Here is a 15,375-nt window from a genome sequence, read left to right as displayed (position 1 = left end):
CTCTAAACCCGCAACTCGTCTTTATGCTGCCTTTCGGGCTGCCAGGAACTCAGCCTTGCACTCGGTGATCGCCTGGTCCATCTGGGCGCGGAGGGCATCGCTGAGCTCGCGCTTCTCCCTGATCTCAGGCAAGATGCCTGGATACCGCCCTTCGACAGATTTGTACAATGCCCCCTCGAATTGAGACACCGCTTCGACGGGAAGCTCGTCCAGGTGGCCGGCCGTCCCCGCATAGATGATTAGCACCTGTCGTTCGACCTCAAGGGGCGAGTACTGCCCCTGCTTCAACACCTCGACCATTCGCGCACCGCGATTGATCTGAGCCTGGGTCGCCTTGTCGAGTTCACTCCCAAATTGAGCAAACGCGGCCATCTCTCGATACTGCGCCAAGTCTAACCGAAGCTTGCCCGCTACCTGCCGCATCGCCTTGATTTGCGCCGACCCGCCGACCCTGGAGACCGACAGGCCAACGTTGATCGCCGGCCGAATGCCGGCAAAGAACAGGTCGTTTTCCAAATAGATCTGCCCATCGGTGATGGAGATCACGTTGGTCGGGATGTAGGCCGAGACGTCGCCGAGCTGAGTCTCGATGATCGGCAACGCCGTCAGCGACCCGCCGCCGAGCTCGTCATTCAACTTGGCCGCTCGCTCCAGGAGGCGCGAATGCAAGTAGAAGACGTCGCCCGGATAGGCCTCTCGGCCTGGCGGCCTGCGCAGCAGCAGCGAGAGTTGCCGGTAGGCCTGCGCATGCTTGGACAGGTCGTCGTATACGCAAAGGGCGTGACGACCCGAGTCGCGGAAGTACTCGCCCATGGCACAGCCGGCGTAGGGGGCGATATACTGGAGCGGCGCAAGTTCTGAGGCGGTGGCCGCGACGACAATGGTGTAGTCCATGGCCCCGCACTCCTCCAGCGTCTTGACCACCTGGGCCACCGTGGAGCGCTTCTGACCGACGGCAACATAGACGCAGAAGACATCCTTGCCTTTCTGATTGATGATCGCGTCAACGGCAATGGCGGTCTTGCCGGTCTGTCGATCGCCAATGATCAGCTCGCGCTGGCCACGGCCGATCGGGATCATGGCATCGATCGCCTTGATGCCTGTCTGGAGCGCCTGCTTGACCGGTAGGCGATCCACCACGCCCGGCGCTAACCGCTCGATGGGCCGATACTCGCTTGCGTCGATTGGCCCCTTCCCGTCGATCGGCTGGCCGAGGGCGTTCACGACCCTTCCTATCAGCGCTTCACCCACTGGCACGGAGGCGATCCGGCCCGTCCTTTTCACCTGATCGCCCTCTTTGATCGCCTCGGCCTCACCGAGCAGGACCGCGCCGACGTTGTCCTCCTCAAGATTCAGCACCAGACCAAAGATCTCGTGCGGAAACTCCAGAAGCTCGCCAGCCATGGCCTTCTCCAGGCCGTAGATGCGAGCGATTCCGTCGCCCCCCTCGATGACGGTGCCGACCTCCGCCACATCAACAAGCGCCTCGTACCCGGCCAGTTGTTGCTTGATAATTTCGCTAATCTCTTCCGCTTTAATTTGCGCCATTCCGCTACCCCTTCAGGGTCAGTGGTGCTCGTTCTTCAGTAAGCGCTCGCGCACCTTTTTCAGTTGCGTCCTCAGGGACCCATCGTAGATTGTACTACCGATCTGTGCAACTAATCCGCCCACGATGGCGGGATCAACCCGCGCCTCCAGATAGATCTCTTTCCCTGTCGCTATCCGCAGGCGCTCCTTGAGCCCGTGAAGGATCGGCTCAGACAGCGGCACTGCCGAGGTCACCGTGGCTTTCCCGCGGCCTAGCCGCTCGTCGGTCAGCTCCTCATAGGCGAGGGCGATCTCTCCGAGGTATGGGAACCGTCTCTTCTCCAGGACCAGATTCAGAAATTTGGCGCTGAGCGGCTTTACGCCTATCCCCCCTGCAATCGCTTGCAGGACGCGCCGTTTATCTGTCAGCGGGACGGCGGGGCTCGCGAAGAAGGTGGCGGCCTCACGATTCCGTTTCATGGTCTCCGCAACCGTATGGAGATCGCGCCCAACCGCCTCCAGCACCTGTTGATCGGCTGCGACGTCCACCAGCGCCTTCGCGTACCGCCTGGAGAGGCCGCCAGCCCTCACCGGGCGACCCCGATCTCCGCCGCTACCTGTTCGGCCAGTCGACGGTGATCATCGGCGGTGAGGCTACGGGCAATGAGGCGCTCCGTGATCCCCAGCGAGAGGCCCACCACCTCCTCGCGAAGCTCGATCTTGGCCCTTTTCACTTCCTGCTCGATCTGCGCTTTGGCCTCTGTGACGAGGCGCGCGGCCTCTTCACGCGACACCTTGAGTAACCGCTGCCGTTCCTCCTCCACCTCACGGATCGCCGACTCTCGCATCGCGGCCGCCTCTCGCCGGGTGGCGAGAATCTGCGCTTCGTACTCTTTCTGCGTCTGGGCTGCGGCATCTCTGGCTGTCTTCGCCTCCTCCAAAGAACGCCTGATGCCATCGGCCCGTGTCGCCAGAAACTGAGTGAGCGGCTTGAACAAGAACCTGGACAGCACGGCGATCAAAATGAGAAAGTTCACAGCCTGAATGAGCAACGTCCTGTTCAGGTTGATGATCCCGGGCTGCTCCGCTCCATGGGCCTCCTCTGCGGCCAGGGCAGGGAAGGCCGCGAAGAGCGCCATGCCGAGGAAGCAGACCACCACTGCGATAAGTCGGATGCGATTCTTCGTCATAGCTTCCGATCCTCCGTCCCGGCATTGCTGCTTTGCGAAAACGACGAACGCACAACGAGATACCCGCCCATCCCGAGCTGGACCGCGAGAAGGCCCAGCGCCACCCCAACCAGATTTACAGGCAGGTAGATGATCACGAGGAGGAGGATGATGGCGACTCCGAGGAGTCTCAAAAGAGATCGGGCCCACCAGATCCACTGACCACGCGACCGAGACGCGGGACGCCCCGTGAAACGGATCACCGATAGCACGATGAGCCTGAAGCTCAGCAGGCTTACGATGGCGCCGGCGGCAAAGCCCAAAGCCCAGTCCCACATCCTGAAGAGCCCAAAACCGATGAGCCCAGCCACGACGAGACCCAGCGCGCCCAGCAGCGCGCCTCGGACAAACTGCTCCCGCTCGTTCATACCACCAGTAAAAGAGCGCTGCCGGATCCCTTGAACCGGACCTGGCAGCCCCAAAAACTTAAAGACCATTCAGCTTGCCCGATGGGCCATGATTTGTCAAGCCTTTTTTGGCCCCCCAAACCCGCCCCGCTACACCCTCTCGTACAATCCGTTCGTGGTGAGCCTGTCGAAACACAGACGGAACCCGTTGAAAATATTGACCCTTCGACAGGCTCAGGGCGAACGGGATGTGGAAAGCTATTTAATGGGACGCTACACCAGGCTATCGTGAGTAAGGCGCTTGAAGTGACCCCGGTAGTAGAAGATATCGTCCCCCTCTCCTTCCACCGTAGCGCGATCGATGCCTTCTTTTCTCTGCGAAGGGCTTCATCATGGAGCCCCACATTCAACTACAACCCATGTGGGCCACTGATCATGCAGACAGACTGTCAAGTACATGGTTGGGGTCGATTCCGATCTGGCGCGGGTCCAGCGTAGCCACAATAGCGCGTGAGGGCCGTGTGGGCTGTTCGGCGAGGTCGAAGGGCTTTGGTGGTCGACACGGGGTGCTCCCATCCATGACCAGAAGCAGCGCCGGCTTAGAGAGATCGGCAAGGTTCGGCCGGCTCACCACCCCGATCTCTCCCGTCGAGAGCCTAACACAGCTCCCAACGGGGTAGCGGCCGAGGCACTGGATGAGTCCCCTCACCGCGTCGAGATCGAGGTGTCCTTCAATGGCCAGCCCATACACCTGTCTCAAAGCCTGATGGGGGGCACCCCTTCGTGGTAGACACGATCAGCGGTGATGGCATCGTAGATGTCTACTATGCTTGCGATCAGGCCAAACTGACTCAATTCCTTCCGCCTCCGGCCAGTGGGGTAGCCGCTCCCATCCACCCGTTCATGATGCTCTAAGAGGGGTCGAAGGGTCTCCTCCGGCAGGACGGCGTGCTGCGACAAGTACTCCGCCCCCCGCATGACATGCTGCTTGATAATCTCCCGCTCCCCCGCCTCCAGGCGCCTTGGTGCGTTCAAGAGGTCATGGGGAATCTTCATCTTTCCGATATCGTGCAGTAATGCCCCCAAGCCAAGTCTGGAGAGGGCTTCGCGGGGCATCCCGAGATGCCGACCCATCGCGAGGGCCAAGATAGCCACGTTGACCGAATGGAAGAAGGTGTACTCGTCAAAGCTTTTGAGGCGCGAGAGGCTGGAGAGGGCCTCCGTGTTGCGCAGGACGCTCTCCAGCAGCCCCTCTGAGACCTTACTGATCGCCTCGATGTCGAGCCCTCGGCCTTCCCGCGCATCGCCCATGGCCTGGCCTATCACCACTTTGGCCTGCTTATAGACCTCTTTGGCGACAGAAAGCTCTTCCTCGAACGGGGTCGATGGCTCCTTGCCTTGCGGCGAAGACGCGCGTGAGGACGAGAGGGCTGCTATGCGGGCCGAAGAGGGATCGACCGTACTGACGATGCCGCCTTGAGAGGCGAGGTCCAGTCCCTTCTCCGTATCGATCTCTACGGATCGGACACCACAGGCCCGCAACGCCTCGATATGGTCGAGGCTCTCAACCTGCATCCTATGGCGCCAGAAGGGCGTCTTAATCCAGGACCTATCAAGCCCGACGACATACATCCCGACCCTTAACTGCTCGATCGGAATCTGCTTCCGCATTCACACCCCTCGCCCTTTTCGTCCTTGTACTCCCGACGCTCCGGTATGTACATGCGCCTTACTCAAACCCGTACAATTGGCCCCGCCAGAAGCCCTAAGGTCGCCGGCACTCACTGCGACTCCTGGGCTGCCGCAATCGTGGCGCCACCAACGAGCAGATCGGGCTCCGACGCATCATAGAACACTGCCGCCTGGCCTGGCGCAGGAGCGGGCTGGGCCTGCTGCCATCGGACCCGTATCCGGCCATCGCCGAGGGGCAAGATTGTGGCCGGCATCGCGGCCTGGCGGGAGCGAACCTTCACCAGTACGGGGCGTTCCGGGATCAGGTGATCCCACGCCACGAGGTTGAGCTGCTCGGCCACAAATTCCGACCGCAGCAGCTCATCCATTTTGCCCACCACGACTTCGTTGCTCTTCGGGTCAAGCCGGACGACGTAAAAAGGGCCGCCCCCAAGCCTCAGACCATTCCGCTGGCCTACGGTATAGAGCGCCAGGCCCTCGTGCTGCCCAAGAATCCGACCAGCACGGTCTATAATCGGGCCCGGTCTCAGGCGATCCCCACACTGCTCCCGCAGGAAGGTCCGATAATCCCGGCCGACAAAGCAGAGATCCTGGCTGTCGGCCTTGGCGGCGATTCTCAAACCATGGGCGGCAGCCTGTTCCCGGACCTGTTCTTTAGTCATGTGACCAACGGGAAAGCAGATTCGGGCAAGCTGGGCCTGAGTCAAACTGTACAGAAAATAGCTCTGGTCTCTCTCATGGTCGCTTCCGCGGCGCAACAGGTAGCGACCGCTCTTCTGCTCCCGTTCGACCCGCGCATAATGTCCGGTCGCCAAGCACTCGGCCCCCAGCCCCACCGCCTGCCGGAGCAGAGCGCCGAACTTCAGCAGCTCATTACAGCGCACGCAGGGATTCGGCGTCAGGCCCCCCAGATAGGCGGCCGTAAACTCCTGGATCACCTCGCGATGAAATTGCTGCTCATAATTCAAGACGTAATAGGGGATCCCGAGCTGCGCGGCCACGAGCCTTGCGTCCTCGACATCCTTGACGGAGCAGCAGCGATCGACCCGCTCCAAGCCACTCCCCGCCCCCCCGGGCAAAAGCTTCAGGCTGATCCCGACTACCTCACACCCTTGCTCTATAAGGAGGGCGGCAGCCACGGCACTGTCAACCCCGCCGCTCATCGCTACGACGACTCTCGGCTTACGGCTCATGGAGTGCGTTCCTACCTTTTAGGACCAGGGTGGAGGGCGCACTGTGAGGATTCGCAGGTTAGCATTTGCTTTTACCCTATACCCTAACCCCTACACCCTGTAGTGTTGCAGTGCGGATTCGCTCCACAACCCCCGGCAGGAGGTCAAGGACCCTCTGGATCTCGGCCTCCGTCGTTCCCGCGCCCAAGGAAAACCGAATCCCGCCGCCGTCGGTATCAGGCCTCCGGCCCATCGCGTGCAGCACGTGCGACGGCTCAAGGGAACCGGAGGCGCAGGCGGCGCCTGCGGAGACCTCGACCCCTTCCAGATCCAGCGCAACCATCAGCGAATCCTCCCGAACCTCCTGAAACGAGATGTTAGAGGTGTTGGGCAACCGTCGATCCCGATCGCCATTCCGCCGCGTCCCCGCGATTCGATGCAGGATGCCCGCCTCAAGGCGGTCTCTCAGCATCCCCAGACGGAGGCGCTCGGTCTGCATCGATTCGATCGCGAGCCTTGCTGCGCAGGCCATGCCAACGGCCGCCGCCACGTTCGCTGTCCCGGCCCTCACGCCTCGCTCTTGCTCCCCCCCATGCATTTGGGGGACGATCCTTGTCCCTGGACGGACGTAGAGGACCCCGATCCCCTTCGGCCCGTAAATCTTATGGCCTGACAGGGTAAGCAAAGTTACCCCCTGGGCTTCGACATCGACCGGCAGGCGACCGAACGCCTGGACGGCGTCTGCGTGAAAGACAATTCCGCGCTCACGCGCGAGCTGCCCGATCTCGGAAATCGGAAAGATGACCCCGGTCTCGTTGTTGGCGTGCATCAAGGAGATTACCGTTGTGTCGGTCCGGAGGCTCCCCTTGACCATCTCCGGATCGATCAGCCCCTCTCCGTCGACCGGCAAATAGGTGATCTCGAACCCTTGCTGCTCAAGGGCTTGGCAGGCGCTGATCACCGCCGGATGCTCGACCGCCGAGGTGACGATATGTCGGCCTCGCTCCCGGGCGGCCCAGGCGGCACCCTTGACGGCCAGGTTGTCTGCCTCCGTTCCCCCAGACACAAAGACGACGCTCTCTTTCTCCCGCGCCCCAAACGCTGACGCGATGGTCTCGCGCGCCTCTTCCAGTGCCCGCTTGGCCTCCCTGCCCCGGCTGTGGGTCGAGCTGGCATTGCCAAAGCGCGAATCGAAATACGGCTTCATCGCGTCCAGCACCTCTGGCCGCATCGGGGTAGTGGCATTGTAGTCAAGGTAGATGCCCATCGGCTCCACAAAAAGACGAGTTTCGGGTTTCGGGTTTCGAGTCAACCCGAAACTGGCCTCTACGCCCTATACCCTCGATTTTTCAGCGTAGCCCTATGCCCTGGGCCTCGTCTCCCCGCTTCTGGTTTAAGTGCACAACCTTTGCCTCTTCCCGCCGCATCTCACAACTGCCGTTGAGGGCCGCTCCGTCGCAAACGATCAGGCTTGACGTTTTGATGCTACCGGACACCTGGGCCGTCGACAGGATCTCCACCCGCTTTCTCGCCACGATATTTCCTTCCAGCCGCCCGCCTACCACGAGCGAGCCGACTTTGATGTCCGCCCGGACAGTCGCTGTCTCACCAATGATAAGCAGATCGCCTCCAGAAATATCGCCCTCGAACCGCCCATCAAGCCGGACCGTCCCTTCGAACTGCAAGGTCCCGCTGAAACTGGTTCCCTCACCGAGAAACGCCCGAATATCTCCAAAATTCTGGGGTGGTTTTACTCGCTTCGAAAACACGGTCCCCTCCCCTCACTGCTGCGTTGGCGGATCGTTAGTGAATGCGGTACGTGGCTACTCAGGTGTTTAGGCTGAAGGCTGAAGGCTGAAGGTCCTAAATTATCTCGCAAGGCACGAATCGAGCCAAATGAACTACCCCGCAACAAGCTGCAGGGTATCGTCTTCTGTTCTGGCCCGTCATTCCGTGCTTGACACGCCTGCCCCGCACTGGATACGGGGGAATCCAGTCGGGCCCTCTGGATACCGGCTTCCGCCGGTATGACGAACTCGCGGCAAGCCGCGGGGAATGGACCCCCGGTGGATTCAAGATCTTTTCGGAGTTTTGTATGGTCACGCACGACTTACCCCTAAAAACCTGCAGCCTTCAGTCTATCTACCTATGCAGTACGGTCGGGCTACCTCTTATCCGGCCTCTGAGCAGATCCCTCCGAAGAGGCGGGCGCCTACCACCAAGAGATAGAACGTCAGAAACGGCCACAGCAGGGCTCCCAGAGCCGGGACGGTTCCGATGAATCCTACCGCAATAAACGAGCCGATACTCAGCAGATACGCTTCCACGTACTCGGCGAGCACTTTTCGGATCCGGGACCAGATCGCTGCCGGATGAAGGGCCGCCTCCAGCCGGCGCTCCGCCAGGTAGCACGCAATGCCCATCGGAAGAAAGAATCCGGCTGTGATCCCGGCGAGCATTCCGAGCAGCATAAGGACTAGGCCGAGGCCCAGCGCCACGCCCCCTCGCGCCAAAAGGCCGAAGCCGGAGACGATGAAGAGAAGGGGGATGATCTCGTAAGCCATGCCGAGCATAAATATCAGCAGCCCCTTCAGACATAGGGCCGACCACTGCCTCCACGGCGGCATCGAGTCTGCTTGGGGGACTGTCAGGGTGCCTTGAAAGACCAGCAGCACAAAACCGAGCGCGGGGAAGTTGGTCGCCTGCGCCAGCAGGGACCCCGCAATAGCGAATTCCCGAGTAAGCAGGAAGCCAACGGACACAAAGAGGACCTCCAGAAGAAGCCCAACGCTGCCGCCAACTACGATTTTCGACAGCCACTTCCGATCTTCCAATGGGAAGACCAGCGCCCTCGCCACCCGATTAAGCAAACCCACCCCTGCAATGTTTCACGTGCAACATCCATCGCTCAGTCGCGCCCACAGATCCGCTCATAGATTCTATCGAGGTCCTCCATCGAGTAAAACTCCACCTCGATCGTTCCCCCCGCCCCCTTTTTGCAGATTTGAACCTTGGTCCCGAGCGCCTGCCGAAGGGCGTCCTCGGCTGCCCGGATCGCCGGCTCGCTTGCTGTGGGACGACGCTCCCGGCTGCCAGCCGGTTTCAACCGCCGGACCAGCGCTTCGGTCGCGCGCACGGATAGACCCCGACGGATTATCTCCGCGCGCGCCCTGATCTGGTCGGCCCCCTGCTCCAGCCCCAGTAGGGCCCGGGCGTGCCCTTCCGATAGGACGCCCTCAACCAAGTCGGCCTGGACCTGCTTTGGGAGCTTGAGCAGCCGCAGCGCGTTCGCCACCGACGAGCGATCCCGACCCACCCGACGAGCCACCTCTTCCTGGGTCAGCCCAAACTCGTCCTGGAGCCTCAGGTATGCTTCGGCCTGCTCGATCGGGTTCAGATCCTCCCGCTGCAGATTCTCTATTAACGCCACCTCCAGCGCCTGGCTGTTGGAGAGCTCTTTCACCAAGGCCGGGACCGAGTCAAGTCCTGCAAGCCGCGCTGCCCTCAGGCGCCGCTCCCCTGCAACCACCTCTAACCGACCGCCTTCTCGACGAAGGAGGATTGGCAAGAGCACCCCATGGGCCTTGATGGAAGCTGCCAATTCATTGAGCTTGGCGTCGTTCATAGAGCGGCGGGGCTGGAGTGAGCCCGTCGCGATCTCTTCGATCCGAACCTGTGTCGCCCTGGAGGGATCATCTCCGGGGATCAGTGTCTCCAGCCCCCTACCGAGGGCTCTGCGTTGCACCATCGATGATCTCCTTGGCTAAGCGGAGGTAGCTCTCGGCCCCGGCCGAGCGCCTGTCATACATAATGACCGGTTTACCGAAACTGGGCGCCTCGCTCAGTCGCACGTTTCGGGGAATCACCGTTTTTAGGACTGCGTGGGGAAAGTGACGCCGCACCTCCTGTTCCACCTGCTCGCAAATGTTCAGTCTCATATCATACATGGTCAGGACGATCCCCTCGACCTGGAGGCCGGGGTTCAAACTCACGCGACAGAGGGCGATCGCCTCCATGATCCTGGCCAAACCCTCCAGGGCGTAGTATTCGCATTGAAGCGGGATAAGGACTGAGTGGGCCGCTGCCAAGGCATTGACGGTCAGGAGGCCAAGGGAAGGCGGGCAGTCGATCAAAACGTAGGCATACTCTTCCACTCCGGCGCCCAGCGCATCCTTCAAGCGAGCTTCCCGATGCGGGCTTAAGGCCAGCTCCACCTCCGCCCCGATCAGGCGGTCCCCAGCCGGAATCAGATCCAGCCCAGCGGCCAAGGTTGGCTGCGCCACCTCAGCGACCTTCGCCCCCCCCATGAGCAGGTCATAGGCGGCCGGCTCGGCCCCGCGTGCGACCCCTAATGCGCTCGTGGCGTTGCCCTGCGGGTCAAGGTCGAGGAGGAGCGTCCGCTGCTCCTCCGCCGCGAAAGAGGCGGCCAGGTTCACGGCTGTTGTGGTCTTACCGACCCCACCCTTTTGATTCGCAATGGCAATGATGCGCATCGCTGCCCTTCCTCATAAAAAAGCATTCAGCAATCAGCGTTCAGCCGTCAGCCTCAGACAAACCCCCTCAATCCCCCTTTCGTAAAGGGGGATTGAGGGGGTTTTCGTGCGCCGTGGTGCGGTCGCGGCCGCATGGGGTGTTTCACGTGAAACATTAGGGGGCCATGGAGGGCGATCTATCCAGGATAAGCAGCCGGGTTGGCGGAAACCCCACATCGGGGGCAGGGGCCTCGCACTCCTCCGCCCTCATCCCTAATGCAGCGAGCAACGGGTGCGTGGCCGGAAGCGAGTCGCGAGTCTTTTGCCCCGTCTGTAGAATCAGCCGCCCACTAGGCGCCAGAAGGGGCTCTATCATGCGCACTACATCCGGGACCGGACCAACTGCCCGCGCGAAAGCGAGCGCGTACCTGCCCTGATGCTCGGCATCCCCATGCAGATCCTCGACCCTCGCCTGAATGCAGCGAACCCCGGTAAGCCCCAGTCGTCGAATTGTGGAGCGCAGAAAGGAGGCTCGCTTGCGCCTGGGCTCGAGCAGCAGCATGTCGATCGCGGGGTAGCCTATCTTGAGGACCAAGCCCGGGAATCCCGCGCCCGACCCAACGTCTATGGCCTTCATCAACGGTAAGGGCTCGAAGGCCACCCTGTAGCTAAGGGAGCGCAGGAACCCCTCGCGGATGATGGCTTCCTCAGACCTCAGCCCGGTCAGGTTCACTTGCGAGGCCCATCGTACCAACTCCGACAAGTACACGCCAAAGGCCTCGTCCTGTGCCGGCGTCAGCCTAATGCCGATCCGATCGAGCCCTCGGCGCAGCAACTCCTTGCGACAAGTAACGCTCTGTTGGGCCGCCTGCTCTGGCAAGGCAAAATCCCCCGTCAGGTCTCCTCCAACCCGCCCAGTACGGGCTTCCCCCGCTTCTGCAGCCAGTGCTGCTGACCCACCTGGAGGACGTTGTTTATAAGCCAATACAGCACAAGACCTGAGGGGAACGTCCAAAACATGAAAGTGAACATGATCGGCATCATATACAGCATGAGCTTCGCCTGCTGCGGATCGCCCACGCTAGGGGACATCTTTTGCTGGAGGAACATGCTGGCGCCCATGAAAAGCGCCAAGAGGTTAAATGGGTAGTCCTTCAAGCCCCACACGTCAATCGTGAAAAGCGCGTCCGGTTGCGAGAGGTCACGGATCCAGAGGAAAGGGGCCCGCCACATCTCTACTGAGCTCGAGAGGGCGTTATACAGGGCAATAAAAATAGGGATTTGAACGAGCATGGGGAGGCACCCGCCCAGAGGGTTAATCCCGTGCTTCTTATACAGCGCCATCGTCTCTTGCTGCTTCTTCTGCGCATTGTTTTTGTTCCGCTCCGAAATGACGGCTATCTTCGGTTGTAGGGCCTTCATTTCTTGCATCGACCGGAGACTTTTTGCGGTAAGAGGATGGAGGACAATCTTTTGCAGCAGACTGATCAGGATAATGGCGACGCCGTAGTTGCCGCTGAGGCGATACAGGAAGCGCATGAGGTGAAGCGCAGGACGGGCGAGCGCGTCGAACCACCCAAGGTCCAAGAGCTTACTCAAATCCGACCCGGCGACCTTCAGGTGGTCGACGTCCTTCGGCCCACCATAGAGGGCAAAGCGCTGGGTCAGTTCCCCTCCTGGCTCAAGGATCTGCGTTGGAGCAACGAGAGCAATAATCGGTTGCTCCTGCGGTCCTTTGCGCAGCGTCGCCGCGCTCCCCTTATCCTCAGGCAAGAGCGCTGCGGCGAAGTAGAGGTTCTGAAGGGCTGTCCATGACACCTTCCCGCTATGGGTGGCGACGCCCTGGAGGCTTCCGATGTCGTCCGTCACACGGCGGCCATCTATCCAACTGGCAGACGATAGCACCTGCGCGCGCTGATCGCTGACGTCGCTATAGAATCCTGGGCCCCACGTGAGTTCCGGTGTGATGGTCATCGGCTTCTTGCCGGCGTTTTTCCAGGAGAGCTCAACCTCAACGCGGTAGCTGTTGCCCTTGAAAGTCAGGCGCTTGGAAAGTTGAAGGGGCCCGCTTCCCCGCGAAGAGAATAGAATCGACCCGGTCTCGGACGACGAGCGGAGGTTGATTTGCGCTTTATCGATGTCAAAGTCTAGTGGCGCCGGATCCTCGGAGCTCCCGCTGGACACCAAAAGCGGGCCAGGAAGGTCTTCCTGTGGGGGGGCGACGAGGTTTACCCCCTGCCCATCAGCGACCGGGTACGGCTTGAGCCGCCAGCTCTTCAGCGTCCCCCCCCGTGATGTTAAGACGGCCCTCACGATATCCGTCTCCACGATCACTTCTCGCTCCGGCGCCCTGGGCGGAGCCTTCTGCACGTGAAGTCCGTCTGTGGGAGAAGGGGTTGTGCCCGATGGAGCCGTGGAGGATTTTGCTGCTGCAGGGACGGCCTGCTCGCTCACTGGGCCTGGCGCCTCAAAGGGGGACGGTATGAGGTACTGCCCGGCAAAAAGTATAATGGTCGCAAGGGCGGTCGCCAACAGTGCCCGTACCTGTGTCGTCATGTAAAGCTCCTATTCCCGAAACCGTAAGCCCAAAAGGGTGGCCGCCTATTTCACCGGGTCGTATCCGCCCTGGCACCACGGGTGACATCGGGCCAGACGACGTACGGCGAAAAGCATACCTCGCGCCAGTCCGTAACGGCCGATTGCCTCAGAGGCATAATCGGCGCAAGAAGGGTAGAACCTGCAGGACTGGGGGAGTAGCGGCGATACAATCGTCTTGTACACCAGCAGAATCCCCCTAGCGATGTTCGCTGGCATCATCCGGCCGAACTGCTTCGGAGGCGCTAGGGGGTGAGAGTTTGCACGCATGTTTGAAGAGGTCGAGGATCTGCCATCTCATATCGCGTCGGCTAAGAGCACCAATGCCCTTTTTGGCACTAATCAGAACTTCAATACCCATGGGAAGCTGATGACGATTCAGCCGAAAGGTCTCGCGCGCCATGCGCTTTGCTTTATTCCGAACTGGCGCCGTACCTACGCGCGCCCCAAAAGCTAGCCTGAGCTCTTGTTTTTTAGTTGACGGAAACCCTGCGTAGAGAGTAAAGTAGCCACTGCTACAAGCCCTTCTTAGTCGGGCTGCACGTCCCAACTCCGATTTTCGCATCTCTACCGATCGATCTCTTGCGCTTGAGAGTGATTGGGGTGGCAGCGCTCGGTGGAAGCGTAGGGCAAGCTCACACGGTGAGTCTTTTTCGGCCTTTTGCCCTTCTTCTACTGAGGACCTTTCGGCCATTGGGGGTGCTCATTCGAGCAAGGAAGCCGTGTGTTCGTTTTCTCTTACGATTGTTAGGTTGGTATGTCCGTTTCATGGTGAGTCCCCATTGAACAGTACGGTTAACTCCTCTGTTAACGATGAAAGCAAGCGTCAATATAGCCTGCACCATCCCTGCTGTCAAGCCTAAATAGCGGATGGAGACGACCGCGTTGGCTATTGCTACCTTCTTTTTGCTCTCTTTGATAGGATTTTCTTCTAAGTGTCGATATTTAAAGCTATATAAGTTTTCAACAGGTGTGGACAAGGTGTGTGTAAGTGCGCAATGTTAACAAGCTGTCGTTTTCTGGGGGTCGCCTGTGGAAATCTGTTGACACTGCTAGTACTTGTATAGTTTATTCACAGCACTCGCCGTGGAGTTGACCTTGTGTAAGACGTGTGAATTTGGGTGTCGGCCGGCTTTTCCACATTTCCAGTGCCCCTATTACTACTCCGATCTTTTTATAATCTTATCTACGTATATTTATAGAAGAGTCCTTTAACGCTTTTGACGAGGTGGGGGATACATGCACATTAAGGTGTTGCGTGATGATCTGCTTAATGGTGTCGGGCCAATCCAAGCTGTTGTAGAAACCAAACGAAGTCTTCCCATCCTCTCCCACCTCCTTCTCGAAACTTCCCCTCCATGCCTCTCGGTATTTGGAACAGATTTGGATGTTGGGGTGCGGAAACGAGTGCCAGCGCAGGTGTTGAAGGAAGGATCGATTGCACTTTCAGCGAGAAAACTGTATGAAATTGTTCGCGAACTCCCCGCAACATCTGTAGATCTGACAGTCGACGCGGACCTGACAGCAACCATCACATGTGGAAGCTCAGAATTTAGAATAAAAGGTCTATCACGCGACGACTTTCCTGTAATGCGCGAACCCAAGCAGAAAGGAATTGTTCTTGATCGCCGCCTATTCCGCGACATGATTCGCCGCACGCTATTCGCGGTTTCCTATGACCAAACTCGCTACACCTTGAACGGGATCCTTTTTCGCGTGACGCCGACGGATGTCCGGATGGTGGCCACCGACGGTCATCGGCTCGCCATGACCACCATAGACTGTGACGTGTTAAAAGATGGTAGCCCAATGGAGGCAATTATCCCACGGAAGGCCGCGGCAGAGACGCTCAAACTATTGCGAGAAGAACCCGGCGAGATCACAGTTGAGATCTCAGAGAACCATCTCCTACTCCATACCGACGATACCCTGATTGATGCGCGCCTCATCGAGGGACAGTTTCCTAACTACGAACAGGTCATCCCCGCAAACGCAACAAAAGAGGTCACAGTAAACCGTGAGGCGTTCTTGGCCGGGCTTCGCCGGACCTCCACCGTCTTGGGCGAGCGTGCCCTCCCCACAACAATGAAGCTCACCCCCGGAAAACTCCTCCTTAGTTGCGTGAATCTCGACCTTGGAGAGGCGCGAGAACGCCTCGACGTCGAGTATCAGCACGAAGAGATGAGTACAGGGTTTAACGCACGGTACATCCTGGACTTCCTGGGCGTACTCACAACCGAGCAGGCGACGATCCGGTTGCAGGATCCGCTCAGCCCGGCACTGTTTGCCGGAAAAGACGACAAGCGCTACACTTGCGTGATTATGCCGATGAGGATCTAAC

At 59.8% G+C, this 15,375-nt stretch carries 18 protein-coding genes; 1 reads left to right on the top strand and 17 read right to left on the bottom strand.

Annotation, left to right across the window (positions count from 1 at the left end):
- Positions 1-21: 21 nt before the first annotated feature.
- The 17 genes from atpA to rpmH form a co-directional block, all read right to left on the bottom strand.
- Complete coding sequence (gene atpA / locus CLG94_RS01275; RefSeq protein WP_107561092.1) at positions 22-1,548, bottom strand: F0F1 ATP synthase subunit alpha; 1,527 nt, start codon at positions 1,546-1,548, stop codon at positions 22-24.
- An 18-nt stretch (positions 1,549-1,566) separates the two neighbouring features.
- Positions 1,567-2,118 (bottom strand): ATP synthase F1 subunit delta, encoded by a 552-nt coding sequence (atpH, locus tag CLG94_RS01270; RefSeq protein ID WP_107561091.1) that lies wholly within the window; start codon positions 2,116-2,118, stop codon positions 1,567-1,569.
- The gene (gene atpF, locus CLG94_RS01265; protein ID WP_107561090.1) at positions 2,115-2,717 is read right to left on the bottom strand and encodes a F0F1 ATP synthase subunit B; all 603 of its coding nucleotides are present in this window, start codon (positions 2,715-2,717) and stop codon (positions 2,115-2,117) included. The genes atpH and atpF overlap by 4 nt, the downstream gene beginning before the upstream one ends.
- Entirely contained in the window at positions 2,714-3,193 is a 480-nt protein-coding gene (locus CLG94_RS01260) for an ATP synthase subunit I (protein WP_107561089.1), read from the bottom strand. Before CLG94_RS01260 ends, atpF begins: the two co-directional genes overlap by 4 nt.
- 343 nt (positions 3,194-3,536) lie before the next feature.
- The gene (locus CLG94_RS01255; RefSeq protein ID WP_133174591.1) at positions 3,537-3,863 is read right to left on the bottom strand and encodes a hypothetical protein; all 327 of its coding nucleotides are present in this window, start codon (positions 3,861-3,863) and stop codon (positions 3,537-3,539) included.
- A complete protein-coding gene (locus tag CLG94_RS01250; RefSeq protein ID WP_107561087.1) occupies positions 3,860-4,774 on the bottom strand; it encodes a cyclic di-GMP phosphodiesterase in 915 nt (304 codons plus the stop codon). The genes CLG94_RS01255 and CLG94_RS01250 overlap by 4 nt, the downstream gene beginning before the upstream one ends.
- 110 nt (positions 4,775-4,884) lie before the next feature.
- The gene (mnmA, locus tag CLG94_RS01245; RefSeq protein WP_107561086.1) at positions 4,885-5,988 is read right to left on the bottom strand and encodes a tRNA 2-thiouridine(34) synthase MnmA; all 1,104 of its coding nucleotides are present in this window, start codon (positions 5,986-5,988) and stop codon (positions 4,885-4,887) included.
- A 76-nt stretch (positions 5,989-6,064) separates the two neighbouring features.
- Positions 6,065-7,234 (bottom strand): cysteine desulfurase family protein, encoded by a 1,170-nt coding sequence (locus CLG94_RS01240; RefSeq protein WP_107561085.1) that lies wholly within the window; start codon positions 7,232-7,234, stop codon positions 6,065-6,067.
- 82 nt (positions 7,235-7,316) lie between these two features.
- Positions 7,317-7,736, bottom strand: a complete 420-nt coding sequence (locus CLG94_RS01235; RefSeq protein WP_107561084.1) for a bactofilin family protein — start codon at positions 7,734-7,736, stop codon at positions 7,317-7,319.
- 402 nt (positions 7,737-8,138) lie between these two features.
- Entirely contained in the window at positions 8,139-8,837 is a 699-nt protein-coding gene (locus CLG94_RS01230) for a DUF4013 domain-containing protein (RefSeq protein WP_161953957.1), read from the bottom strand.
- Between the two features lie 38 nt (positions 8,838-8,875).
- The gene (locus CLG94_RS01225; protein WP_107561082.1) at positions 8,876-9,715 is read right to left on the bottom strand and encodes a ParB/RepB/Spo0J family partition protein; all 840 of its coding nucleotides are present in this window, start codon (positions 9,713-9,715) and stop codon (positions 8,876-8,878) included.
- Positions 9,690-10,460, bottom strand: a complete 771-nt coding sequence (locus CLG94_RS01220) for a ParA family protein (protein WP_107561081.1) — start codon at positions 10,458-10,460, stop codon at positions 9,690-9,692. The genes CLG94_RS01225 and CLG94_RS01220 overlap by 26 nt, the downstream gene beginning before the upstream one ends.
- 154 nt (positions 10,461-10,614) lie before the next feature.
- The gene (gene rsmG, locus CLG94_RS01215) at positions 10,615-11,319 is read right to left on the bottom strand and encodes a 16S rRNA (guanine(527)-N(7))-methyltransferase RsmG (protein WP_161953956.1); all 705 of its coding nucleotides are present in this window, start codon (positions 11,317-11,319) and stop codon (positions 10,615-10,617) included.
- 14 nt (positions 11,320-11,333) lie between these two features.
- The gene (yidC, locus tag CLG94_RS01210) at positions 11,334-12,995 is read right to left on the bottom strand and encodes a membrane protein insertase YidC (RefSeq protein WP_107561079.1); all 1,662 of its coding nucleotides are present in this window, start codon (positions 12,993-12,995) and stop codon (positions 11,334-11,336) included.
- Between the two features lie 45 nt (positions 12,996-13,040).
- Positions 13,041-13,253 carry a membrane protein insertion efficiency factor YidD gene (yidD, locus tag CLG94_RS01205; protein WP_193450622.1) on the bottom strand — a complete coding sequence of 71 codons (213 nt, stop codon included), beginning with the start codon at positions 13,251-13,253 and terminating at the stop codon, positions 13,041-13,043.
- Positions 13,234-13,599 (bottom strand): ribonuclease P protein component, encoded by a 366-nt coding sequence (locus CLG94_RS13905; protein WP_161953955.1) that lies wholly within the window; start codon positions 13,597-13,599, stop codon positions 13,234-13,236. Before CLG94_RS13905 ends, yidD begins: the two co-directional genes overlap by 20 nt.
- A 70-nt stretch (positions 13,600-13,669) precedes the next feature.
- Positions 13,670-13,804, bottom strand: a complete 135-nt coding sequence (gene rpmH / locus CLG94_RS01195; RefSeq protein ID WP_107561076.1) for a 50S ribosomal protein L34 — start codon at positions 13,802-13,804, stop codon at positions 13,670-13,672.
- Between the two features lie 469 nt (positions 13,805-14,273).
- On the opposite strand from rpmH, the gene dnaN reads away from it, so the two are divergent.
- Complete coding sequence (gene dnaN / locus CLG94_RS01190) at positions 14,274-15,374, top strand: DNA polymerase III subunit beta (protein WP_107561075.1); 1,101 nt, start codon at positions 14,274-14,276, stop codon at positions 15,372-15,374.
- Position 15,375 lies beyond the last annotated feature (1 nt).

Origin of the sequence: Candidatus Methylomirabilis limnetica (assembly GCF_003044035.1) — a bacterium.
GTDB classification, from domain to species: Bacteria; Methylomirabilota; Methylomirabilia; order Methylomirabilales; family Methylomirabilaceae; genus Methylomirabilis; species Methylomirabilis limnetica.
Note: the sequence above shows the minus strand (reverse complement) of the source record. Positions and strands in the feature narration are given on the sequence as shown.